This is a genomic window from Pseudomonas sp. NY15463 (assembly GCF_048068415.1).
In the GTDB taxonomy this organism is placed as follows: domain Bacteria; phylum Pseudomonadota; class Gammaproteobacteria; order Pseudomonadales; family Pseudomonadaceae; genus Aquipseudomonas; species Aquipseudomonas mosselii_C.
Genome location: NZ_JBLUQD010000003.1, coordinates 135,510 through 158,036, shown reverse-complemented (window position 1 = coordinate 158,036; position 22,527 = coordinate 135,510). Strand labels below are relative to the sequence as shown.

21 protein-coding genes are annotated in these 22,527 nt (G+C 60.8%); 14 read left to right on the top strand and 7 right to left on the bottom strand.

The features are described 5' to 3' along the window. Positions 1-2: 2 nt before the first annotated feature. Together hcnB and hcnA are read right to left on the bottom strand one after the other, a co-directional pair. On the bottom strand, positions 3-1,397 hold the full coding sequence (gene hcnB / locus ACNFIC_RS08580; protein ID WP_416780767.1) for a cyanide-forming glycine dehydrogenase subunit HcnB: 1,395 nt from the start codon (positions 1,395-1,397) through the stop codon (positions 3-5). Next, the gene (hcnA, locus tag ACNFIC_RS08575; RefSeq protein WP_138220754.1) at positions 1,394-1,708 is read right to left on the bottom strand and encodes a cyanide-forming glycine dehydrogenase subunit HcnA; all 315 of its coding nucleotides are present in this window, start codon (positions 1,706-1,708) and stop codon (positions 1,394-1,396) included. Before hcnA ends, hcnB begins: the two co-directional genes overlap by 4 nt. Positions 1,709-2,126: 418 nt before the next feature. Between hcnA and ACNFIC_RS08570 the strand changes: the two genes are divergently transcribed. The 8 genes from ACNFIC_RS08570 to ACNFIC_RS08535 all read left to right on the top strand — a co-directional run bounded on the left by ACNFIC_RS08570 (position 2,127) and on the right by ACNFIC_RS08535 (position 10,034). Further along, entirely contained in the window at positions 2,127-3,365 is a 1,239-nt protein-coding gene (locus tag ACNFIC_RS08570) for an OprD family porin (protein ID WP_416780764.1), read from the top strand. Positions 3,366-3,520: 155 nt separating this feature from the next. Further along, positions 3,521-4,327, top strand: coding sequence for an NAD-dependent epimerase/dehydratase family protein (locus ACNFIC_RS08565; RefSeq protein WP_138220756.1), 807 nt, complete (start codon positions 3,521-3,523; stop codon positions 4,325-4,327). 21 nt (positions 4,328-4,348) lie between these two features. Continuing rightward, a complete protein-coding gene (locus ACNFIC_RS08560) occupies positions 4,349-5,230 on the top strand; it encodes a glucurono-1,5-lactonase (protein ID WP_416780762.1) in 882 nt (293 codons plus the stop codon). A gap of 61 nt (positions 5,231-5,291) precedes the next feature. Beyond that, positions 5,292-6,263 (top strand): TRAP transporter substrate-binding protein, encoded by a 972-nt coding sequence (locus ACNFIC_RS08555; protein WP_138220758.1) that lies wholly within the window; start codon positions 5,292-5,294, stop codon positions 6,261-6,263. 65 nt (positions 6,264-6,328) lie between these two features. Beyond that, positions 6,329-6,856 carry a TRAP transporter small permease gene (locus tag ACNFIC_RS08550; protein ID WP_416780759.1) on the top strand — a complete coding sequence of 176 codons (528 nt, stop codon included), beginning with the start codon at positions 6,329-6,331 and terminating at the stop codon, positions 6,854-6,856. After that, positions 6,857-8,137, top strand: coding sequence for a TRAP transporter large permease (locus ACNFIC_RS08545; RefSeq protein ID WP_138220760.1), 1,281 nt, complete (start codon positions 6,857-6,859; stop codon positions 8,135-8,137). It abuts the gene before it with no gap. An 85-nt stretch (positions 8,138-8,222) separates the two neighbouring features. Then, positions 8,223-9,146, top strand: a complete 924-nt coding sequence (locus ACNFIC_RS08540) for an EamA family transporter (RefSeq protein WP_416780757.1) — start codon at positions 8,223-8,225, stop codon at positions 9,144-9,146. A gap of 24 nt (positions 9,147-9,170) precedes the next feature. Beyond that, a complete protein-coding gene (locus ACNFIC_RS08535) occupies positions 9,171-10,034 on the top strand; it encodes an aldose 1-epimerase (RefSeq protein ID WP_416780755.1) in 864 nt (287 codons plus the stop codon). Between the two features lie 52 nt (positions 10,035-10,086). On the opposite strand, the gene ACNFIC_RS08530 is transcribed toward ACNFIC_RS08535, so the two are convergent. Beyond that, positions 10,087-11,382, bottom strand: coding sequence for an MFS transporter (locus ACNFIC_RS08530; protein ID WP_138220763.1), 1,296 nt, complete (start codon positions 11,380-11,382; stop codon positions 10,087-10,089). 394 nt (positions 11,383-11,776) lie between these two features. Here ACNFIC_RS08530 and ACNFIC_RS08525 point away from each other — a divergent pair, with 394 nt between their 5' ends. The 4 genes from ACNFIC_RS08525 (at position 11,777) to ACNFIC_RS08510 (ending at position 15,488) form a co-directional block, all read left to right on the top strand. Then, complete coding sequence (locus ACNFIC_RS08525; RefSeq protein ID WP_416780979.1) at positions 11,777-13,375, top strand: methyl-accepting chemotaxis protein; 1,599 nt, start codon at positions 11,777-11,779, stop codon at positions 13,373-13,375. Between the two features lie 224 nt (positions 13,376-13,599). Then, on the top strand, positions 13,600-14,127 hold the full coding sequence (locus tag ACNFIC_RS08520; RefSeq protein WP_138220765.1) for a DUF3455 domain-containing protein: 528 nt from the start codon (positions 13,600-13,602) through the stop codon (positions 14,125-14,127). Between the two features lie 108 nt (positions 14,128-14,235). Continuing rightward, positions 14,236-14,784: a sigma-70 family RNA polymerase sigma factor gene (locus ACNFIC_RS08515; protein WP_138220766.1), complete on the top strand. Its 549-nt coding sequence runs from the start codon at positions 14,236-14,238 to the stop codon at positions 14,782-14,784. After that, entirely contained in the window at positions 14,781-15,488 is a 708-nt protein-coding gene (locus tag ACNFIC_RS08510; RefSeq protein WP_138220767.1) for an anti-sigma factor, read from the top strand. The genes ACNFIC_RS08515 and ACNFIC_RS08510 overlap by 4 nt, the downstream gene beginning before the upstream one ends. A gap of 128 nt (positions 15,489-15,616) precedes the next feature. On the opposite strand, the gene ACNFIC_RS08505 is transcribed toward ACNFIC_RS08510, so the two are convergent. The 3 genes from ACNFIC_RS08505 to ACNFIC_RS08495 form a co-directional block, all read right to left on the bottom strand. Next, a complete protein-coding gene (locus ACNFIC_RS08505; RefSeq protein WP_138220768.1) occupies positions 15,617-16,420 on the bottom strand; it encodes a helix-turn-helix domain-containing protein in 804 nt (267 codons plus the stop codon). A gap of 178 nt (positions 16,421-16,598) precedes the next feature. Further along, positions 16,599-17,837: an ethanolamine utilization protein EutH gene (gene eutH / locus ACNFIC_RS08500; protein ID WP_416780752.1), complete on the bottom strand. Its 1,239-nt coding sequence runs from the start codon at positions 17,835-17,837 to the stop codon at positions 16,599-16,601. 750 nt (positions 17,838-18,587) lie between these two features. Beyond that, complete coding sequence (locus tag ACNFIC_RS08495; RefSeq protein WP_138220770.1) at positions 18,588-18,920, bottom strand: hypothetical protein; 333 nt, start codon at positions 18,918-18,920, stop codon at positions 18,588-18,590. Between the two features lie 150 nt (positions 18,921-19,070). Between ACNFIC_RS08495 and ACNFIC_RS08490 the strand changes: the two genes are divergently transcribed. Both ACNFIC_RS08490 and ACNFIC_RS08485 read left to right on the top strand, forming a co-directional pair. After that, positions 19,071-19,745, top strand: a complete 675-nt coding sequence (locus ACNFIC_RS08490) for a response regulator transcription factor (RefSeq protein ID WP_138220771.1) — start codon at positions 19,071-19,073, stop codon at positions 19,743-19,745. Then, positions 19,742-21,133 carry a sensor histidine kinase gene (locus ACNFIC_RS08485; protein WP_138220772.1) on the top strand — a complete coding sequence of 464 codons (1,392 nt, stop codon included), beginning with the start codon at positions 19,742-19,744 and terminating at the stop codon, positions 21,131-21,133. The genes ACNFIC_RS08490 and ACNFIC_RS08485 overlap by 4 nt, the downstream gene beginning before the upstream one ends. Before the next feature lie 112 nt (positions 21,134-21,245). Here ACNFIC_RS08485 and ACNFIC_RS08480 read toward each other — a convergent pair whose 3' ends face one another. Continuing rightward, positions 21,246-22,517 carry a D-arabinono-1,4-lactone oxidase gene (locus ACNFIC_RS08480; protein WP_138220773.1) on the bottom strand — a complete coding sequence of 424 codons (1,272 nt, stop codon included), beginning with the start codon at positions 22,515-22,517 and terminating at the stop codon, positions 21,246-21,248. Between the last annotated feature and the right edge of the window lie 10 nt (positions 22,518-22,527).

Genomic DNA, 22,527 nt, shown 5'->3' with positions numbered 1-22,527 from the left:
GTTCAGGCCTCCGTGCCTAGTGCTTCGAATGCCGAGAGCGGGATGGGGTCGACCGGGAAACGCGGGCGCAGCCAGCCTACGTCCTGGCGCCCGGTGGCGCTGCGCAACCGATCGCTGCAATAGCCCACGCACATACGCCCCTGGCAATCGCCCATGCTCACCCGTGTGCGCATTTTCAAGCTAGCCATGTCTTGCACACCCTGCTCCAGCGCCTGGTCGATCTGCTGGCGGGTGACGTGCTCGCAGCGGCAAATCACCGTGTCAGGCTGTGGCAGTTCGAGCTGTGCGGTGCCGCGCGCGGTGTAGCGCTCGACACCCGAGCGAAAGCGAATGATCGCCGCCAGCTTGCCCAGGTAGCGCTCACGCTTGTCGAGGGCCTGCTCGGCATCCAGCGTGCCCCTCTGGTGGAGCATCGATACGGCGGCAATCCGCCCAGTCAGCATGGCGGCCTCGCCGCCACGGATACCGGCCATGTCGCCGGCCAGGTGAATGTTCGGCTGGCTGCTCTGTTGCCAGACCGAACACTCCGGGCGCAGGTATCCCTCTTCGCTGAAACCATGGGCAAGGCCCAGTTGCTGGCTCAGTTGGGTACGCGGTATGAAGCCGTAGCCCACCGCGAGGGTCTGCACCACCTCACGTTGCACGCGGCTCATGTCCGGTTGCCAGTCGGTGCCATACGGCGCCACGCTGACCTCGCGCAGCTCGTTGTAACCGCCTGCGCCGACCACGCCCCAGCCGTAGTGCATGGGGATACCGTTGAGCTTCAGGTAGGCCAGCATGCTCAGGCCGTCGAGGAACAATTGGGGCTTGTTCATCAGTGCCAGGCTTTCACGCGCGATACGATTGAACGCGCAGGCCTCGTACACCCCGGCCACCTTGGCACCAGCGGCGTGAAGCTGACAGGCCACCAGCGCCAGCAAAGGGCCGGTACCAGCAATCAGGGTGCGCCCAAGCGGCTTGACCACACCGCTCTTGACCTGCAGTTGCAGCCCACCGAGCAACATCACGCCCGGCAAGGTCCAGCCGGGGAACGGCACGTTACGTTCATGACAACCGGCCGCCAGCAGCAAGGCGTCGTAGTCGATCGCATGCAGCTGTTCATCGGCATCGAGCACCATCAGCCGCTGTCCGTCCCCCCCGACGACGCGATGGTTCAAGCGCAGCTCGATGTGCTCGGCACTGGCGGCGAAATCCCTGTGCAGTGCGTTCAGGGCCTTGGCATAACGGGTGCCCAGGTAGCCGAGGTCGACCCCGGCGCGCAGCGGGCCGCGATACACCACACCTCCAGGCCGCGAGGCCTCGTCGAGCAGCAAGCTGCCAACACCGTGCTCAGCCAGTTCGATAGCCGCGCCCATGCCGGCAGCGCCGGCACCGACGATCACGGGACGCAGGCTCATGGCTGCACCTCCCCGCAGACGCGATTGACCAGGGTTTCGACCTGCATGCCCGGCTGCACAAGCGTCTGGCAAGCACGCCGCTTCGGTCGACCGTCGATCTGTACCAGGCAGCAGTGGCACACGCCCATACCGCAAAAAGCACCGTTGCGCTGACCGTGGTCATCACGAGCGACCTGCCGCAGGCCGACGGCATTGAGCACACTGAGCACGGTCTCGCCTGCGGCGGCAACTACTGGGTGGCCATTGAGCAGCAGGGTGATACCGGGGCGCTCAAGGGGCTGAATGTCGTGGAAACGCTCCATTTTCTGCATGACGTTCTCATCCTTGGTGATACACGGACTTGGCAAAGTACGGCAAATGTAATGGCGATCCATTGACCTGTGCCGTGATGGCACTCGCGAAACCTCCCCCGACGCACGCGCATCGAACAAGCATTGACAGCCCCGGCAGCGCTTGATAATAATCCCGCACGTTGTACGACAACAGATAACAAAAATAACAACGAGCGCCCCCACCATGTCGACATCCGCCACGCGACACGTCCGTTTCCTGCATCCGCTGCTTTGCCCGGTAAACCTCTACGGTAAGTTGCCGCCCCCCCTGGTCAGCTGACCCCGGCTCCTCAAGCACGTATCGACTGGCCCATTCCGGGCTGGACACCTACCGCCCATAACCTGGCGCCTACGCGCAACGGGACGGGCTGCCACACCCTCAGGGAGCACAACAATAATGAAAATCGGCCAGACCCTTCCCCTTGCACTGCTCGGCGCCAGCGTCTTCGCTAGCCTGCCTGCCACCAGCCAGGCAGAGGGCTTTGTCGAAGACGCCAAAGCCACGCTCGGGCTGCGCAACTTCTACATCAACCGTAACTTCACCAACCCCAGCAACCCGCAGAGCAAGGCCGAGGAATGGACCCAAAGCTTCATCCTCGACGCCCGCTCCGGGTTCACCCAAGGACCGGTCGGCTTCGGCGTGGATGTGCTGGGCCTGTGGTCGGTGAAACTCGACGGTGGTGGCGGCACCTATGGCACCGGGCTTCTCCCACGCCATGACGATGGCCGCCCAGCCGATGACTACGGACGCCTGGCAGTAGCGGGCAAGGCGCGGATCTCCAAGACTGAACTGAAGATCGGTGAGTGGATGCCGGTGCTGCCAATTCTGCGCTCCGATGATGGCCGCTCACTGCCGCAGACCTTCCGCGGCGGGCAGATAACCTCCAACGAATTCGCCGGCCTGACCCTGTACGGCGGGCAGTTCCGTGGTAACAGCCCACGCAACGACGCCAGCATGGAAGACATGAGCTACGGCGGCGCGCTGTCTGATCGCTTCAACTTCGTCGGCGGCGAATACACCTTCAACCAGAAGCGCACCCTGATCGGCTTGTGGAATGCCGAACTCAAGGACGTCTACCAGCAGCAATACGTGCAGTTGAGCCACAGCCAGCCGCTGGGCGCCTGGACCTTGGGCGCGAACCTCGGTTATTTCCACGGCGACGACGACGGCGCAGCACGCGCAGGACAACTGGACAACAAGACCTGGTCGGGCATGTTCTCGGCCAAGTACGCCGGGCATACCTTCTGGGTTGGCCTGCAACGGGTAGATGGCAACACCTGGATGCGGGTCAATGGCACCAGTGGCGGCACCCTGGCCAACGACAGCTATAACTCCAGCTTCGACAACGCCGAGGAACGTTCATGGCAGCTGCGCCATGACTTCAACTTCGTCACCGTCGGGGTGCCGGGGCTGACGCTGATGAACCGCTACATCAGCGGCGACAACGTGCACACCGGCGCGGTAACCGACGGCAAGGAATGGGTGCGCGAGACCGAACTGGCCTACGTGATCCAGAGCGGGGCGTTCAAGGACTTGAGCGTGAAATGGCGCAACTCGTCGATTCGTCGCGATTACAGCAACAACGAGTTCGACGAGAACCGACTGATTTTCAACTACCCGCTGTCGTTGCTGTAACTGGCGTTTGGCCAAGCGGGCGCGGAAAAGCCGCGGCCCGCTTGGCAGACGAGACACAGCAGCCTGGCCCGAATGCAGCATTGACAACGCCTGAAAGCGCTGCCGATAATCTTAGTCATACGACAACTTACAACAACAAACAATACGAGCCCGCCATGACCACCACTCCCCTCAAGCGCCTGCTGCTCACCGGAGCCGCAGGCGGCCTGGGCAAGGTCCTTCGCGAACGCCTGCAAGGCTACGCCGACGTCCTGCGCCTTTCCGACATCAGCCCCATGGAGCCCGCCCGCGGCCCGCACGAAGAAGTCGTGACCTGCGACCTCGCCGACAAGGCGGCCGTACATGCTCTGGTCGAAGGCGTGGACGCCATCATCCACTTTGGCGGGGTCTCCACCGAACACGCCTTCGAGACCATCCTCGGCCCCAACATCTGCGGGGTATTCCATGTCTACGAGGCCGCGCGCCAGCATGGGGTCAAGCGCATCATCTTCGCCAGCTCCAACCACACCATCGGCTTCTACCGCCAGGACGAGCGCATCGACGCGCACTCGCCACGCCGCCCGGACAGCTACTACGGCCTTTCCAAGTGCTACGGCGAGGACATGGCCAGCTTCTACTTCGACCGCTACGGCATCGAGACCGTGAGCATCCGCATCGGCTCGTCGTTCCCGCAGCCGCAGAACCCTCGCATGCTCTGCACCTGGCTGAGCTATGACGACCTGGTGCAACTGATCGAGCGCGGACTGTTCACCCCCAACGTTGGCCACACCATCGTCTACGGCGCCTCCAACAACCGTACGGTGTGGTGGGACAACCGTTACGCCGAACATTTGGGCTATGCGCCCAAGGACACCTCCGAGGTGTTCCGCGCCGCCGTCCAGGCCCAGCCAGCGCCCGCCGCCGACGACCCGAGCATGGTCTACCAGGGCGGCGCCTTCGTCGCGGCCGGCCCCTTCAACTGATCGACCCCAGAGGGGCTGCCCATGACGTGCGAACTGATCCTCGACGCCCGCAACGGCACCGGCGAGAGCCCGGTGTGGCACGCCGGCGAACAGGCCCTGTACTGGGTCGACATTCCCGCCCGCCAGCTGCACCGCTGGCGCCCGGCAGACGGCGCACATCAGGTGTGGCAAGGCGACGAAATGCTCGCCTGCATTGCCCGCGGCCCGCAGGGCTGGATTGCCGGCATGCAGAGCGGCATCTTCGAACTGCACGCGCAGGCCGACGGGCGCCTCGCCCAGACGCCGCTGGCCAGCGTCGAACATGCCCAGCCCGGCATGCGTTTCAACGACGGGCGCTGTGACCGCCAAGGCCGTTTCTGGGCTGGCACCATGCAAATGGACATGCAGCAGGGCGCCAGCGTCGGCGCCTTGTACCGCTACGACGGCGAACATCGACTGCATGTGCAGCACGGCGGGATGATCGTGCCCAATGGCCTGGCCTTCAGCCCAGACGGCAGGCGCATGTACCTGTCCGACTCGCACCCGGACGTGCAGCAGATCTGGGCGTTCGATTACGACATCGACAGCGCCACCCCCTACAACCAGCAGCTGTTCGTCGACATGCGCGACTACCCCGGCCGTCCGGATGGCGCTGCCATCGACCAGGATGGCTGCTACTGGATCTGCGGCAACGACGCTGGGCTGATCCACCGGTTCACCCCGCAGGGGCGCCTCGACCGCTCGCTTGAAGTGCCGGTGAAAAAACCGGCCATGTGCGCCTTCGGTGGCGCCGACCTCGACACCCTGTACGTCACCTCTATCCGCCCTGCGAACACCGATCTCGGCGACCAGCCGCTGGCGGGCGGGGTATTTGCCCTCAATCCTGGCACCAAGGGCCTGGAGGAGCCTGCCTGGCAAGGCTGAACGCTGCGGCCCACACACTTGCACGACCGAAACCAGATAATAAAAACCACGGAGTTTCACCATGACCTTCAAACGCAAGCTGCTTCTTGCCGTACTCCCCCTGACCTTCAGCCTGGCCATGCCGGCCTCGGCGCTGGACATCAAATTCGCCGAGATCCACCCCGCTGGCTATCCCACCGTGGTCGCCGAACAAAACATGGGCAAGAAGCTCGAGCAGGCCACCAATGGCGATATCACCTTCAAGATGTTCGCAGGTGGCGTACTCGGCTCGGAAAAGGAAGTGATCGAACAAGCGCAGATCGGCGCCGTGCAAATGACCCGCGTCAGCCTGGGTATCGTCGGCCCGGTGGTACCGGATGTGAACGTGTTCAACATGCCGTTCGTGTTCCGCGACCACGCCCACATGCGCAAGGTCATCGACGGCGAGATCGGCCAGGAAATCCTCGACAAAATCACCGACTCCCCATTCAACCTGGTGGCCCTGGCCTGGATGGATGGCGGCTCGCGTAGCCTCTACACGAAAAAACCCGTGCGCAGCCTGGAAGACCTCAAGGGCATGAAGATCCGCGTGCAGGGTAACCCGTTGTTCATCGACATGATGAACGCCATGGGCGGCAACGGTATCGCCATGGACACTGGCGAGATCTTCAGCGCCTTGCAGACCGGGGTGATCGACGGCGCCGAGAACAACCCACCGACCCTGCTCGAACACAACCACTACCAGAGCGCCAAGTACTTCACCCTGACCAACCACCTGATCCTGCCGGAGCCGGTGGTGATGTCCAAGACCACCTGGAACAAACTCACCCCCGACCAGCAGGCGCTGGTGAAAAAGGTCGCCCGCGAGGCGCAGATGGAAGAGCGCGTGCTGTGGGACGCCAAGTCCGCAGCCAGTGAAGAAAAGCTCAAGGCCGCCGGCGTCGAGTTCATCAGTGTCGACACCAAGCCGTTCTACGACGCCACCGCCCCGGTACGCGAGAAGTACGGCGCGCAGTACGCCGACCTGATGAAGCGTATCGACGCCGTACAGTAACTTCGCCCCTTCCCAGACGACCCTGGCAGTGCGGCGAACGCCGCACTGCCGTTTAGGTGACGCCTATGAAATCGCTTCTCCTCAGCGTGAACGACACGCTTTACCGCTGCTGCATCTGGATCGCAGGCCTGTCGATCCTGAGCATGGCGCTGATCATTCCCTGGGGCATCTTCGCCCGCTACGTCCTGGGTACCGGCTCCAGCTGGCCAGAGCCGGTGGCAATCCTGTTGATGGTGGTGTTCACCTTCATCGGGGCCGCCGCCAGCTACCGCGCTGGCGCGCACATGGCGGTGACGATGATCACCGACCGCCTGCCACCACTACAGCGCCGGCTGGGCTCGGTGCTGGTGCAAGTGCTGATGGTACTGGTCTGCGTGTTCATGACCTGGTACGGCACGCAGCTGTGCATCACCACCTGGAACCAGTCGCTGGCCTCACTGCCGGGCGTGCGAGTGGGCATGACCTACGCGCCGATTCCACTGGGCGGCCTGCTGACCTTGGTGTTCGTGCTGGAAAGGCTCCTGCTGGGCGATCAGAGCGAACGCAAAGTGATGCGTTTCGACCAACTCGAAGAACGCGAAGGAGCGGCATAAATGGACGCAGTCATTCTGTTGGGCAGCTTCATCGCGTTGATTCTGGTGGGCATGCCGGTGGCCTATGCCCTGGGCCTGTCCGCGTTGATCGGCGCCTGGTACATCGACATCCCGTTGCAGGCGATGATGATCCAAGTGGCCAGCGGGGTTAACAAATTCTCGCTGCTGGCCATCCCGTTCTTCGTGCTGGCCGGCGCGATCATGGCCGAGGGCGGTATGTCGCGTCGGCTGGTGGCCTTCGCCGGGGTACTGGTGGGGTTCGTGCGTGGTGGGCTGTCGCTGGTCAACATCATGGCCTCGACGTTCTTTGGGGCCATCTCCGGCTCATCGGTGGCCGACACGGCCTCGGTGGGGTCGGTGCTGATCCCGGAAATGGAACGCAAGGGCTACCCGCGCGAGTTCTCCACGGCGGTAACCGTCAGCGGTTCGGTGCAGGCGCTGCTGACCCCACCCAGCCACAACTCGGTGCTGTACTCGCTGGCTGCTGGCGGTACGGTGTCGATCGCTTCGCTGTTCATGGCCGGGGTGATGCCTGGGCTACTGCTCAGCGCGGTGATGATGGGCCTGTGCCTGATCTTCGCCAAGAAACGCAACTACCCCAAGGGCGAGGTGATCCCACTGCGCCAAGCGTTGAAAATCGCGGGTGAAGCGCTGTGGGGCCTGATGGCCATGGTGATCATCCTTGGCGGTATTCTTTCCGGGGTGTTCACCGCGACCGAATCGGCAGCCGTGGCAGTGGTGTGGTCGTTCTTCGTGACCATGTTCATCTACCGCGACTACAAGTGGCGCGACCTGCCCAAGCTGATGCACCGCACGGTACGTACCATCTCCATCGTGATGATCCTGATCGGCTTTGCCGCAAGCTTCGGCTACGTGATGACGCTGATGCAGATCCCCTCGAAGATCACCACGGCGTTCCTGACCCTGTCGGACAACCGCTACGTGATCCTCATGTGCATCAACTTCATGTTGCTGCTGCTGGGCACGGTGATGGACATGGCGCCGCTGATCCTGATTCTCACCCCGATCCTGCTGCCGGTGATCACCGGCATCGGCGTGGACCCGGTGCACTTCGGCATGATCATGCTGGTGAACCTGGGTATCGGGCTGATCACTCCGCCAGTAGGCGCGGTGCTGTTCGTCGGCTCAGCCATCGGCAAGGTGAGCATCGAATCGACGGTCAAGGCGCTGCTGCCGTTCTACCTGGCACTGTTCCTGGTGCTGATGGCGGTGACCTACATCCCAGCCATCTCGCTGTGGCTGCCTAGCGTCGTCCTGTAATCCCGTACGCCCCGTAGGCGCGGCCTCGCTCGCGCCTACGGGGCGGCGGAGCACTGGCGAGCTTTTCTGCGAATGGACCCTGCACATGGCTGTGACCGCTTCTGCCCCACCACTATTGCCCCGCAAGCTGGCCATCGCGCTGTTGGCACTGCTGGCCTGCTCGTTCGCCGCCAACCACATCGCCGCACGCATCGCTTTCGATGACGGTACCGGCGTGTTGCTGGCAATCCTCTGCCGCTCGGGCATCACTTTCCTGGTCCTGGCCTGCCTGCTGATGTGGCAGCGCCAGGCGCTGGGCCTGCCGCGTGGCACACGGCGCTGGCAACTGCTACTGGGCCTGCTGATCGCCACCCAGAGCCTGTGCCTGTATTCGGCAGTGGCACGCATTCCGGTGGCCCTGGCGCTGCTGGTGGGCAATACCTTCCCGATGCTGCTGGCGCTGCTCACTTGGGCCCTGGGTGGTGCGCGTCCCACTGGCCGCACCGTGCTATTCATGGGCCTGATCCTCTGCGGCCTAGTGCTGGCGCTGGATGTGCCGGCACGTCTGGCCGACGGCGCTGAGGCCAACCCGCACTGGGCGCTGGGCGTGAGCCTGGCCTTTGGCGCGGCCTGTGCGTTCGCCTGCGGCCTGTGGATAACCGACCACAAACTGGCCGAGGTGCGCGGCCCGGTGCGCAGCTTGCTGACCTTGCTGATCGTGTTCACCAGCATGCTGGTGGCCGGCGCCAGCGGCGTGATGCCTGCGGGCTTATCACCTCCGACCAGCCCTGCCGGCTGGGCGGCCCTGGCCAGCCTGGTGGTGCTGTACGGCGTGGCCTTCACGTTGCTGTTCGTCTGCGTGCCACGGCTGAACATGGCGCAGAACGCACCGGTGATGAACGTCGAACCCATCGCCACCTTGCTACTGGGCTGGGCGTTGCTCGACCAGCAGCTGGGTAGCCTGCAACTGATCGGCGGCGCCGTGGTGGTGTGCGGCATCGTGCTGCTGACCTACCGCCGAGCCAACTGACCCCTGTGTGACAAGGAGCCTTCGATGGCCGTGCCCCTGCTGCACCTGCAAGACCGCCTGACCCGCTTGAGTCTGGCCCCCGACATAGGCGCCAGCCTGGTCAACTGGACGGCGAAGCGCACCGGGCAGGCCCTGCTGCGCCACAGCGATGCCGCAGCGCTGGCTGCCGGCACCCCACGCCGCCTGGGCTGCTACCCCTTGGTGCCTTGGTCCAACCGCATCGGCGAAGGGGGCTTTGCTCGCCCCGATGGCTGGCAGGCCCTGCCCCCCAACACCGAGCACGACCCCTATCCGATCCACGGTAGCGCCTGGCAGCAGGCCTGGCACGTCGAGCACCACAGCGAACAACGCGCGCGGCTGACTCTCGAAACCCAGGTGCCGTTCGCCTACCGGGCGACGCTGGAGGTGACGCTGCATGAGGGCTGCCTGAACCTGGCGCTAGAGGTGACCGCGCTGGGCGAGGTAGCGAATTGGTTTGGCCTGGGGCTGCACCCCTACTTCCCGCGCCACGCCCAGACCCGCTTACAAGCGGCGGCGCAGCATGTATGGCTGGCTGAGCAGGATCAGTTGCCGTCGCGCCAGGCTTCGCTGCCCGATGACTGGCAGTTCGAGCCCATGGGCCCGTTACCTGCCAGAACAGTCGATCATGGCTTCGGGGGCTGGCCAGGACACTGCATCATCGAACAACCGGGCTATCGCCTGCGTTGCAGCGCCAGCGGCACTGAGCACTTTCTGCTGTTCTGCCCAGAGGGCAAGGATTTCTTCTGCTTCGAGCCGGTCAGCCACCCGGTCAATGCCCATCACTTGCCAGGGCGGCCAGGCTTGCGGCTGTTGCAGCCAGGGCAAGGCATGAGCTTGGGGTTCAGCGTGCAGTACCAGCCTGAGTGAACACAGTGCCTGTGCGGCCCATCGCGGGGTGTTCCACGATGGGCCGCAGCGATTATGCCAACGCCTCAGCGCTCACCGGCACAGCCGGCTTGGCCGGTTCGGCCAACACCTCGCGCGCCACCTTCCACACCAGCAACGCGGCGATCACGTCGAACACTGCCAGCACCACGAACAGCGGGCTGTAGCCGATTTGCGTGACCAGCACGCCGAACACCAGGGTGAACACCGCCGCCCCCAGGTAGCCGCACATCCCACCCATGCCGGTGGCGGTGGCCACCTGGTCCTTGCTGAAGGAGTCCGACGTGATCGAATACAGTGCTCCAGACAGCGTCTGGTGAGCGAAGCCACCGATGCACAGCAGAAGAATGGCAGTGTAGGGGCTTTCCACCAGGCCGATGCAGGCCGGCCCGATCATGCAGCTGGCACCGAACACCAGCACCATCTTGCGCGAGGTGAACAGCGAGACCTTGAAGTAACGATGGAACAGCGGGCTGAGGTAGCCGCCCAGCACGCAGCCGATATCGGCCGCCAGGAACGGCAACCAGGCGAACATCGCCACTTCCTTGATGTTCATGTGTCGCTCGGTCATCAGGTACAGCGGAATCCAGGCGTTGAAGGTCTGCCAGGCCGGCTCCGACAGGATGCGTGCCGAGGCGATGGCGTAGAAGTTGCGGGTCTTGAAAATCCGCTTCCAGGCGCCCTTCTCACGGGCTTCTTGTTTGAAGTGCGCTTCCTGGCCAGACAGGATGTAGTCGCGCTCCTCGTTGCTCAAGCGCTTCTGGTCCCGCGGGTGCTTGTAAAGCAGCATCCACAGCAGGGTCCAAACGATGCCAGAAACGCCCACCAGCACGAATGCCAACTGCCAGCCACTGTGCAGGATCGCCCACACCACCAGCGGTGGCGCCAGCAATGCACCGAGGGAAGAACCGATGTTGAACCAACCAATGGCCACCGAGCGCTCCTTGGCCGGGAACCATTCGGTGGTCGCCTTGACCCCGGCCGGCAACCCGGCCGCCTCGGTCATGCCCAGCAACCCACGCATGAATGCCATGCTCTGCCAGCCCGAGGCCAACGCCGCGCCCGCACAGGCCACCGACCATGCCAGGGCGAACACGGCAAAACCCAGCTTGGTGCCGATGAAGTCGATGAACCAGCCGGCGATCGGCTGCATCAACGCGTAGCAAACCTGCCAGGCGGCGACGATCTTGGCGTATTGCTCGGTACTGATGGAAAGGTCGCTCATCAAGGTGGGCGCGGCCACCGACAGCGTGTTGCGGGCGAGGTAGTTGACGACGAGTCCAGCCGTGACAAGGCTGACCATCCACCAACGGATGCCTTTGATCTTCATGGTTCACCTGGCTTTTGTTTTTAGAGGTGTGGTGATTTGGCTCAAGGACCGGCAGGGTCAATTGAGACAAATTGTTTCAACAAGGAGAGTACCAAGTGATAGGTCGTCGTACAACATAATCTTGTTCGCGACGCTACGGCCTGAAAATCGGATAAATCCACATTGGTTGTACGATCACATCATCCCGTACAGGTCGATTAACCGGTGATGGGTGATCGCCTTGGCTTAAGCCCGCATAAACGGTTGTGGGCACAGCTCGACGTCTTGACGCCCATCAGGCCCTTGCTGAAAAGCCACGACGGCATCTCATTTTTTTGTGGGCCGAGCCGATAGCTTTCCAAGTGCTGAACCGCCCATCCTCTGGAGACCGCCCGTGAATGTAAGAAACCTCAACTTGGCGCCCCGAGCTGCGCTTTTTTTCTCGCTGATCGTAGCGCTCGTGGTTGTGCTGGGTATTTTCGCAGTGGTCCAGATGAGCAAGCTGCGTGACATCGAAAAAGACGTCGAGCAGAACTGGATGGCCAGTATTCGCCAAACCGCGATAATGAACGCTTCGATGCTTCGCCTGCGCTTGGAAACGCAGCGCGCGCTGGCGGACCCGCAAAGCCTGCAGAAAACCATCGCAAACTTTCCTGACTATCGTCAGGTGATGGCAGATGCCGTCACCAATTACGAGCCGCTCATTGCCAGCGATCAGGAGCGCACCTTGTTCTCTGCCGTGAAAACCAGCGCGCAGGCCTATCAACAGCAGTTGGATCTGCTCGAGCCCATGATGCAGGCTGGCGACATTCCCGGGGCGGTCAATCTGGTCGCCACACGTATTCGCCCGTTGACCAGCGGCATGGAAGAGCAGATCCAGGCACTCACCGACTTCAACAACAAAGGTGCCGCGCAAGCCGGCGAGACTGCGACCTACATCTATTCATCAGGTCGCTGGCTGGTTATCGCCATCATTGTCGCAGTGGTGCTGCTGACGATCGGCCTGGCCTTGGTGCTGACCCGAAGCATTACCTCGCCAATCAGTGCTGCATTGTCCGTGGCCGAGCGCATCGCCAACAGCGACCTGTCGAAGGACGTGCAGGCCAGCGGGACCGATGAAGCCGGCAGACTGCTCCAGGCATTGGCGCAGATGCAGCAAAACCTGCGCAATACGATTGTCCAGATATCGGACTCTTCGACACAGCTGGCCTCGGCCTCCGAGGAAATGACAGCGGTCACGGAAGCGTCGAGCCGCGGCCTGGTCGCGCAAAACGACGAGGTCAATCAAGCCGCGACGGCAGTGACCGAGATGAGCGCAGCGGTGGATGAGGTCGCCCGCAATGCAGAATCCGCCTCTCAAGACTCCAAACGTACCCAAGGCTTTACCCAAAGCGGCCAGGAGCGGGTCGCGCAGACCTTGAAGTCGATCCAGCGCCTGAGCGGTAACGTCGAGCAGACCAGCGAACAGATCCAAGGGTTGTCGGAGCGCGCGCAAGATATCTCCAAAGTCGTGGAAGTCATCCGTGGCATTGCCGAGCAAACCAACCTGCTGGCCCTCAACGCGGCAATCGAAGCGGCACGCGCGGGTGAACAGGGGCGTGGCTTTGCAGTGGTCGCAGACGAAGTCAGGGCGTTGGCGCATCGCACCCAGCTGTCGACGCAAGAGATCGAGCAGATGATCGCGACGATTCAAGCCGACTCCGAGAATGCCGTGCAGGCGATGAACACCAGCCGTGACTTGGCCAACCAGTCTTTGGGTATCGCCCAGCAAGCCAGCAGCTCCCTGGATGAGATCGCCAGCGCGATCACGCAAATCAATGAGCGTAACCTGCAGATCGCGACGGCGTCTGAAGAGCAATCGCATGTAGCGCGTGAAGTGGACCAGAACCTTTTGCGCATCCGCGATCTCGCCTCGCAAAGCGCCGCCGGCGCGAGCCAGACCGCAAGCGCGTGCAGCGAGATGTCGCAATTGGCGGTCAACCTCAATCAACTGGTCACGCGTTTCGTGGTCTGACCCACCCGTGCCTCACCCGGCGAACGCATGACAGCCGTTTGCCGGAGGATCAGCGGGCACCTTCATGGGGGCCACTTGCCGAAGGCAACGTGACCCCGTGATACAGCTTTCGGCGCCACGCGCAAAATTGCTTGAAGCAGATGCATCCAAAATGAAACCTGGCGGGTAGTGCTTATCAGGCAGCCGACAATTGGCTGGCCCATGACCCCACAGGAGTTCATCACATGCGCATAAAACCCGCTTTCTCCGTATTGGCCGCCTGCTGCATGCTGGGCGCTGCGAGCGCCCATGGGCAATCGGCGCTACCCGAGGCAGTCAAGGTGCCCGATGGCCACCGCGTCATGCTCGAAACCGTCGGCGTCGGCGAAATTACCTATGAATGCCGCGACAAGGCCAATTCGCCCGGCCAGACCGAGTGGTTCTTCGTCGGCCCCAAGGCGGTGCTCAATGACCGCACCGGCAAGCCTGTGGGTGACTACTTTGGTCCGCCGGCCACCTGGCAGGCCAAGGACGGTTCGAAAGTGACCGGTACGCAGCTTGCGGTGGCACCTGCGGCCAAAGGCGATATTCCGTACCAACTGGTCAAGGCCAACCCCGCTGAAGGCAAAGGCGCCATGCAGGGGGTCAGCTATATCCAGCGCCTCGCTACCCGGGGTGGGGTGGCGCCGGCCATGGACTGCACGGCGCAGAACAAAGGCACGCAGCAGGTCGTCAAGTACCAGGCCGATTACGTGTTCTGGTCGGCCAAATGACCGGGGCCTAGCGGCAGTGCGGCGATTGATCATCTACGCTCTTGGGCGAGCCCCTGGCCAACAGGCCAGGGTATCGTCCGACCTACGCTGCCACGGAAAGCTGCCTAATTGAATTCGCCCATTGCGCCTTTCGACTTCGAAGGCTGCCTCGCCGCCTGTGCTCAGGGAGACCGCCGAGCGTTGCAGGCACTCTATGAACACGAGGGTTCTCGTTTGCTCGGCGTGGCCAAGCGAATCGTGCGCGATCAGGCCAGTGCAGAGGACATCGTTCACGATGCCTTCGTACGTATATGGACACGCGCCGCCCGCTTTGATCCGCAACGGGGTTCCGCTCGGAGCTGGGTCTACAGCCTAACACGTCACCTGGCGCTGAACGCGGTGCGTGACAGCCACTGGGAAGCCTCTATGGATGATGCCGACATGAGCGCCATCGCGACGCTGGCAGCAGACACTGACGAGCTGCACCTTTGGTCCGGCTCGGCAAAGATCTACCGCTGTCTGGAGCGCCTACAGCCCGCCGCACAACGCTGCATCCTGCATGCGTATGTGGACGGCTGTAGCAACGCGCAGATCGCGGCCCTGCTCGACGCGCCCTTGGGCACGGTAAAGGCCTGGATCAGGCGAAGCCTGAAACTGCTGCGAGCGTGCATGGGATGAAACCTACCCCTGAGGATGAAAGCCCCGAAGCACTCGATGAGCTGGCGGCCGAATATGTGCTGGGCACCTTGAGCGGCGAGCAGCGTACCGCGCTGATCGCGCGTATGAACACCGAGCCGGCTGTACGCGCCGCAGTGGACGGCTGGGAGGCTCGCCTGCTGAACCTGACCGCGTTGGTCGAGCCCGTAACCCCCACCAGCCGCTTGTGGAGCCGGATCGAACGCAGCCTTGACGAACTCAAGGCCCCGCTGCAACGCCCCATCAGCAGGTGGCGCCGGCTTGGGCTCTGGCAGGGCCTGGCCGCTGCCGGGCTCGCCGCCAGCCTGGTGCTGAGCTTGGCCCTGCTGAGCAAGGCGCCACCTGTGACCACCTACATGGTAGTGCTGGTAGCACCTTCGAATCAGGCCCCGGGATGGGTCGTGCAGGCGAACGATGCGCGCATGATCGAACTGATCCCCCTTGCGCGTGACGACGTACCAGAGGGCATGACGTTGCAGTTCTGGACCAAGGGTGATCAGTGGCGCGCACCGGTTTCGCTGGGGTTGGTCAGGCCAGGCGAAGCCTACCGTGTGCCGCTCACTCGTCTGCCTGCGCTTGAGCCCAATCAGCTGTTCGAGCTGACCCTGGAAAAAGCCGGGGGCTCTCCTACCGGCGCACCCACCGGACCCGTGAAGTTCATCGGCCGCGCGGTGAAAGTCATCTGAGCTGGGGCAGCACCACACTAGAAACGCTGGGGTTCTCACGATTCATCCGGCTGATTGCACGCGCTTTCAGGCAGCTTGACGGCTTCATAGCCAATCCCCTGATCTCGGCAAGTGCTCGTCCAGCGGACTCACGTAGGCTTCGCCAAGTAATCGATGAACAAACGGAACAATTCAGCGTTGGTCGATATCTCGAGGCGTTGATAGATATTGTGCTTGTGCACTTTCACCGTGCCATCCGAGATGTTGAGCAGCGTGGCAATCGAGGCATTGCTATGCCCCTGCAACAGCAGCTTGGCAATGTAGCGTTGCGTGCCCGTCAGTCGCCCCTGCAAAATTTCGACGAAAGCATCTTCAAGCATCACGTCGCCAGGTTGTTCTTCTTTGAGGCTACCTGAATAGCTCAACTGGCAATGCTTTTCGAACAGTGCCGTAATGACCGGCCCAAGTGCGGTCAGCGCTTGCATTTGCGACGCGGTGAACGGCCCGTTACGCAGGTACCTCATCACCGAGTAGACGATCGCCACCTGGGGACGTATCGGGATGATGAATCCTACTTCTTCGATGGCCGTGCCATGCTCGGAGGACACACAAGGATGAATGTCCTTGGATATCGAGAATCCCGACGAAAAGAAACTGTCCGGGGCCAGATCCGTCATGCGCCATAGGCCAGCTGGATGACCGTTCACACACGCCACATAGAACGGATCGAGGAGATAGCCACCGCGAAGATAGGCGTTGAGCGTCCTTTCAGTGACGGACTGGCCATAACCGTTGTGTACCAGGATAGCGCCTTGGTTGTACTGGAAAAGATAACCGCAGCTCATGTCGAACGAGACTTTCTCACGAAGCAGAGCATCCATGGACGCCCCAAATTGCTCAGTCCCCAAAGCCAAAACGACGGAGGACAGCGCTCTCGCCTCTTCGATTTTCATGATCACCACGCAGCTGTTCTTGAGCCCTTGCCGATGTCATCTGGTTTTTTGCAGAAACCCTGAAGGTTTGCTCAAAGCACTTTATCGACTCATCCAGATGATTGCGACACCGCAGCGCCGAAGCTGAACAATCCGCAGCGCCGATGACGCTGCGGATAAACTCGATGCCGTTGTCGGATCAAGCCGCTTCGGCGCTGGCCCGGAAAGTGCCGGCCGCTGCCGCCTCATCCTGCAGTCCCATCTCCCTGGCTCTGGGCACCGCGAGCCAATAGGCCAGCACCATCGCAATCAGGCCGCCGGATAGCTTGCCGATGATCAAAGGCAGAATCAGCGACGGCTGGAAGTTTGCCGAGAACGCCATATGGTCGCCAAAGGTGAACGCGGCGCAGACCGAGAACGCGATGACCAGGACCTTGTCCTTGGGCGGCATGTCACTGACAAGGCGAAACATCGCCAGAATGTTGGCAGATGAGGCGAGCACGCCGGCAGCACCGACCCCCGACATACCGAAGCGAGACGCAACCTTCTCGATGGGTTTGGACAAGAAGCGCTTGAGCAAATAGACCATCGGAAAAGCACCGCACAACATCAGCCCGATATAGCCGGCAATTTCGAGCGCACGGAACTGATCGTCAGCGTCGGCAATGATCGGAGCGAACCCCCAGCCACCAAAGACCGAGCTGAAGAAGCCGGTGAAGTACTGGACTATCGAGGCAACCAGCACCAGCACCACCGAGATGTACATGAACTGCCCAAGCTTGAGGAACAGGTAAACCATCACGTTAGGGAAGTACCGAAGTGCAGCGGCCAGCGCGACACAGAACAGAATCAGTGGCATCAGGTTGCGCAGCAGCATCGGCAGCGTGAAGTGCAACGCCTCAGTGGCAGCACCGGTGGTCGCAATGTCAGGCCGGACATTCAGGCCCAGTGTCTGCATCATCATGGCGATGATCATGATGCTGATGGGAATGGTGAGCAGCCCAGCCATGATGCCTAAGGCCATGTACTTGTGATCAATTTTGCGCAGCATGGCCAAACCAACAGGAATCACGAAAATCAGGGTGGCGCCGGACTGGAAGCCGGTGATCAGACCCAGAATCCAGCCTTCCGGCGTCTGTGCGAGCGCCTTGGCCAACTGATAGCCGCCCATGTCGGATGCAATGAAGATGGGGCCAGCTATGCCAGGATCAGCGCCGATGAGCTGGAACAGCGGCGCGATCACGTGGCTGATGCCACTGGAGATGAAGGGAATGGCGGCCATGATACCGGCCACGGGGATGAAGATCGGCCCGATGCTATGCAGCCCGGCAATGAACTCCTGGCCCAACTCGCTTTCTGGATTGATCATGGACGCAACGGCACCGATAACCGCGCATATCATGATCACATAGATGACATAGGTGCCTATGTTTTCCATTTGCTGCCTCATTCTTGTATGTGTTGTTCAATGGCAGGACTGAAAGGTATTTAGTCGTTGTTTTTGTGAGTGAAGCTCGCGAGCCCACGAAGGTTCGCCGAGGTCAGGCTAGTGCCAGCCCGCCGAGCGTGTCCATATATCAACCGGTATACGCTCAGTTAACTAATTGATTTATAAATAAAATTTGTAATTTCGGCGTGGCGACGGAGGACCAGCGCCAGCGCGGTATGCCGGTGAAGACGTCGATCATGCGCCCTCGGAAGGCATTCAGGCAGTCCGACAGCGAACCTTCAAGCAACCGGCAAACCTGGAAAACGCCGCCGCCACGATGCTCGACTCAATCACCAGCGCCCATGGCACCTTCCGGCCGCTTCGCGCTGAATGGTATGGGCAGCCCTTGGATGTCAGCGTTGACGGGGGAGATGGCGCATGACTGGACAACGCCATGCAGTGGAGGAACAGCGAGCCGCCATGCGCGGCGTTTCCTCGACTCGCTGGGTGCAGACGCTACCGGGGCTTGAGCACGCTTTGCGCAACGACATTGCAATCGTTAGCTGCATAGCCTCTGCTGCGTACCGAACGCCGCGATTCCACGCCGAACGATCCGACCCAAGGGAAAACGCGCCATAACGTTCCGAGACGACGTTTGAGTACGCTGGAAACGCCCATAGGCCTAGTGTTGTCGAATAGCAAATCGCCCCCTGCGCATCAAGAATGCCAAGGGGCGATCCGCTGAAGTGGTTGACTCAGTCAGTCAAACTTCATATTGAGCGTCGTACCGCCGGACAACTGGCAGGTTCCGGTCGCGACACTGCCTGGCATGGTGTAGCTGCACGTCAGCGAATTACCTTTGCTGCCCTTAGCTGTGATCTTGTTATTGGCATTCTGGCCGGTGAAACGTTCACCCTTGTAAGTAACATCTAACTGACCGCCGCGGCTAAGGGTGCCGTTGCTTGCGGAGAATTGGCTATTCGGCTGTGCCAAGTAAACCGAGTAGAAATCCTTACTGGTGTAGCTACCCGCACAGCCAGAAAGTGCTGCTGCAGCAAGCGCCAGGAGGCCGGTACCGAACAATTTGATCATCTATCACTCCTTCAATAAACCAGACGGACGGATAGGCCGTCGAAGACAACACGGCGATCTTGCCGTGCTTGCCTGTCGTTAACCTGTCGCGCCAGTGCGCTGGGCTCGACTGGTACACTTTCAAACCTGCCCACGGCCACAGGTAGCACCTTGAAAATTTTGCTTGTTGAAGACGAACTTGAATTAGCATCATCGCTGAAAGAAGCGCTGGGCCGTCATAATGTGGTCGTTGATCACGTGACCTCGCTCATGCAGGCTGCCGGCGCGTTGGCCGATTACCCTTACGACGTCGTGGTATTGGATCGCCAGCTCTCGGATGGCGACGCCCTGTCTTTACTGAAGCAGTGGCGGACAAACGCAAATCCCATTCCTGTGATTATCTTATCGGCACGGGGCGACTTGGCCGACCGTGTAACAGGCCTTGATGCAGGTGCTGACGACTATCTCGCCAAACCGTTTGAAGTTAGCGAGCTTTTCGCCAGGATCCGAGCGCTAGTACGACGCCCTCTCAATATTCAGCACGACTTGGTGAGTTTTGGCCGTTTGGTCTTTGACTACTTAAGTGGGGAGGCGACGGTGGGCGGCAAAACCGTGCTGCTTACTCGCCGAGAAACCTTGGTTCTGGAGCTCCTACTCCGCCGATTTGGCCGTGTCATTGCACGAGGCGCATTGATGGAAGCCGTCTTTTCCATTGATGACGAGGTGCAACCAAATGCTTTGGAAACGCATGTATCCAGGCTGCGTAAAAAACTTCTAGAAGCCGACAGTGGGCTAGACGTGACGGTAGTCAGAGGCGTTGGCTACTTCATAAGGGAAAAACAATGATCTCTTTGAAGCCCCGCTCCCTACGCTGGCGCCTCACACTGCGTATCATTGCAGCACAAATTGGCATCATTACCGTACTGGCGGCAATTCAGCTGATTGCTGAAGCTTATTTATGGTCCAACGGTAACCTGTACGATGGCAATAATGGCTGGACGGCAGTGAATACCGTCGCCGACTCGGTCACCCGCAGTCCCGATGGGGTGCTGACCATCGATGAGAGCGCTAAATTGCGCGAGCGCCTGCAAGATCCTGAGTTCTGGTATGTCGTGCGCGATGCCTCGGGGCAGCAGATCATGCACGGTCAGGTACCAGGCAATGTTGCATCGGCAGTAGAGGCTCTGGATGCGATTGCATATGCCGATCTAGGCCAGACTATCGATAAGTCTCAGACACCGATTGCAACCGTGCAGTGGGCGACATCGCGAGCGGGTGTGATCAAGGTGATGACAACCGCGCGCTCACCCGTCACCTTTACAGAGGCGCTTTCACTGGCTTCGGCAAAAAGCCTGGTTCTGGTAGTTTTTCTTTCATTGATAACATTGGTGATTTTGCCAATCATCACGCCCTGGGTAGTCAAGCGGACATTGGCCGGCATGGACAAAGTTGCAGCGGATGCTAAAGCCATCAACTTCAAGCAGCGGGGCATTCGTCTGCACGCGGGCTCTGCGCCCCTCGAAATTCAACCGTTCATCGACGCGGTAAATGCTGCATTCAACCGCCTAGATGAAGGCTATAAAGCACGGCAACGTTTTCTGGCAGATGCTGCGCATGAACTGAGAACACCAATAGCAATCCTCCAGACCCGACTCTCGAACCTGCCACCAAGCGCGCATAAAGGCCTTCTTCAGGCGGATTTGGCAAGGCTTACCAATCTGGCCTCGCAACTACTCGATCTGCAGCGTTATGAACAAGGTGCAGTGGTACTGGAGCGCATCGACCTCGTCGAACTGGCACGCACTGTGGTCGCCGATATTGCTCCGCTGGCCGTGGCTGCTGGCTACGACATAGCACTCGAACACGAAACCGCGCATTGCTGGGTCAATGTCGAGGCAGCGTCCATTGAACGCGCGCTGGGCAACCTTATCCAGAACGCTATCACGTATGCAGGTCAATCCGGCCTGATCACGGTGCTGGTCGGTAGCAACGGCAATATCGATGTGATTGACGAGGGCCCAGGAATAGCAGAAGCGGATTGCGAGAAGATTTTTGAGCCCTTCTACCGTCTGAAAAATGATGGTCGAGGCGCAGGGCTAGGCCTGGAACTGGTGCAAAAGATCATGATGGCCCATGGAGGGCGCGCCCAACTGCTACCGGCTACAACATCTGCCGGCGCTCATTTTCGCCTGAGCTTTGGGTCATCTAGCCGTGTAGCGGGCACACCCGCGTGACCTCCCTGACCTGAAGGACGAAAGGTTGAAACGCAAGAGGCCAACGATGCCCCTCTGTACGACTCAGCAAGCTGGTGATTGCCAGCACGCTGAGTCGCTCCCGTGCCGATAACTATTTGAAATAGGGACTGAGGTGTTCGCTGAGGAAGATACCTTGCGGGTCGAGTTGGCGTCGCAGCTGACGGAAGTCAGTGGCACGCGGATAAATACTCGTTACATCATCACCGGTCAGGAAGTGCAGCTTGCCCCAATGTGGCCTGGCACCATAGGCGCGCAGGATTGCATCGACAGCACGTAGATAGTCCCAATAGTCAGTACCTGGCTCGCCTGACACCGAGATGGTCACGCTATCCTGCTCGAAGAAAGGGCTCATCCACGCACCATCCCCGGCAGTGAAGCGGTACTCGATGGGGTAGATGGCTTGCGGGAAGTCTTCCAGCATCAGCTTGCGGACGGCGCGCAGCGCCTCTTTGCTGTGCTTGATCGGTACCGCATATTCCAGCTCGTGGAAGTTCGGCAGGTACTCGATTGGGTATACATCCGAGCTGTAAGCGACCTTTTCGAAAGGGCTGTCGAAAGGGGCGCGATCGGTAATATCCATTACCTTCACTTCACAGACATCGGTCGTCTTTCCGGTTTTCGAAGTTGCCGCTGTATCCGGCAGACAATAGCAGTGTCGGCTCTGCTCGTACGGGCACCAGAAGAAGCTGAAGTGCCGATGTTTGCGCGCGAGTTCGTCGTGTTTTTCCATCACGCTTTCGAAATCTTCACGCCAGATTCGCTCGTGCAGGTTGAAGCTGTCGGTAACCTGCAGGGTGATCTCCGAGACGATACCCAGCACGCCCATCGACACGCGCCCTGCTTGCAGCAGGTCTGGGGTACTTTCATCGACAACGATGATGCGGCCGTCAGGCTGAACCAGCTTCATCCCCACGATCGAAGAGGCCAGGTTACCGAGGGTCAGGCCCGTACCATGAGTGCCGGTGGTCAGCGCGCCCGCGATCGACTGGCTGTCGATATCGCCCTGGTTGACCATCGACAGGCCAGCCTCACGCAAGGCTTTACCAAACGCGTTGATGGTAGTGCCCGCCGAAGCGGTGACTCGCTTCTTGTCATAATCGATATGACGTACGCCGGTCATGTTGCCCAGCGTGAGGTGAAGGCCATTGGTGAGGGCGACGGCGGTGAAGGAGTGACCGGAGCCGGCAACCCGAACGTTCATACCCTTGCTGGAGGCATCGTTTACCATCGAGCAAAGCTCATCCTCGCTCGCAGGTGCTCCACGTGCCGAACGGATGCAGGATTGGTTACCTGCCCAATTACGCCAGTGAGCGTGCTCGAGTCCGAATTCGTTGATGTGCATATTGTTCGAAGATGTTGTCACGATGGATCTC

What these genes read in the sequence shown, in the direction of transcription:
- ACNFIC_RS08550 (WP_416780759.1), top strand. Translation starts at nt 6,329, where the DNA reads ATGAAATCGCTTCTCCTCAGCGTGAACGACACGCTTTACCGCTGCTGC.
- ACNFIC_RS08485 (WP_138220772.1), top strand. Translation starts at nt 19,742, where the DNA reads ATGATCTCTTTGAAGCCCCGCTCCCTACGCTGGCGCCTCACACTGCGT.
- ACNFIC_RS08520 (WP_138220765.1), top strand. Translation starts at nt 13,600, where the DNA reads ATGCGCATAAAACCCGCTTTCTCCGTATTGGCCGCCTGCTGCATGCTG.
- hcnB (WP_416780767.1), bottom strand. Translation starts at nt 1,397, where the DNA reads ATGAGCCTGCGTCCCGTGATCGTCGGTGCCGGCGCTGCCGGCATGGGC.
- hcnA (WP_138220754.1), bottom strand. Translation starts at nt 1,708, where the DNA reads ATGCAGAAAATGGAGCGTTTCCACGACATTCAGCCCCTTGAGCGCCCC.
- ACNFIC_RS08555 (WP_138220758.1), top strand. Translation starts at nt 5,292, where the DNA reads ATGACCTTCAAACGCAAGCTGCTTCTTGCCGTACTCCCCCTGACCTTC.
- ACNFIC_RS08565 (WP_138220756.1), top strand. Translation starts at nt 3,521, where the DNA reads ATGACCACCACTCCCCTCAAGCGCCTGCTGCTCACCGGAGCCGCAGGC.
- ACNFIC_RS08570 (WP_416780764.1), top strand. Translation starts at nt 2,127, where the DNA reads ATGAAAATCGGCCAGACCCTTCCCCTTGCACTGCTCGGCGCCAGCGTC.
- ACNFIC_RS08510 (WP_138220767.1), top strand. Translation starts at nt 14,781, where the DNA reads ATGAAACCTACCCCTGAGGATGAAAGCCCCGAAGCACTCGATGAGCTG.
- ACNFIC_RS08540 (WP_416780757.1), top strand. Translation starts at nt 8,223, where the DNA reads ATGGCTGTGACCGCTTCTGCCCCACCACTATTGCCCCGCAAGCTGGCC.
- eutH (WP_416780752.1), bottom strand. Translation starts at nt 17,837, where the DNA reads ATGGAAAACATAGGCACCTATGTCATCTATGTGATCATGATATGCGCG.
- ACNFIC_RS08535 (WP_416780755.1), top strand. Translation starts at nt 9,171, where the DNA reads ATGGCCGTGCCCCTGCTGCACCTGCAAGACCGCCTGACCCGCTTGAGT.
- ACNFIC_RS08530 (WP_138220763.1), bottom strand. Translation starts at nt 11,382, where the DNA reads ATGAAGATCAAAGGCATCCGTTGGTGGATGGTCAGCCTTGTCACGGCT.
- ACNFIC_RS08545 (WP_138220760.1), top strand. Translation starts at nt 6,857, where the DNA reads ATGGACGCAGTCATTCTGTTGGGCAGCTTCATCGCGTTGATTCTGGTG.
- ACNFIC_RS08560 (WP_416780762.1), top strand. Translation starts at nt 4,349, where the DNA reads ATGACGTGCGAACTGATCCTCGACGCCCGCAACGGCACCGGCGAGAGC.
- ACNFIC_RS08505 (WP_138220768.1), bottom strand. Translation starts at nt 16,420, where the DNA reads ATGAAAATCGAAGAGGCGAGAGCGCTGTCCTCCGTCGTTTTGGCTTTG.
- ACNFIC_RS08495 (WP_138220770.1), bottom strand. Translation starts at nt 18,920, where the DNA reads ATGATCAAATTGTTCGGTACCGGCCTCCTGGCGCTTGCTGCAGCAGCA.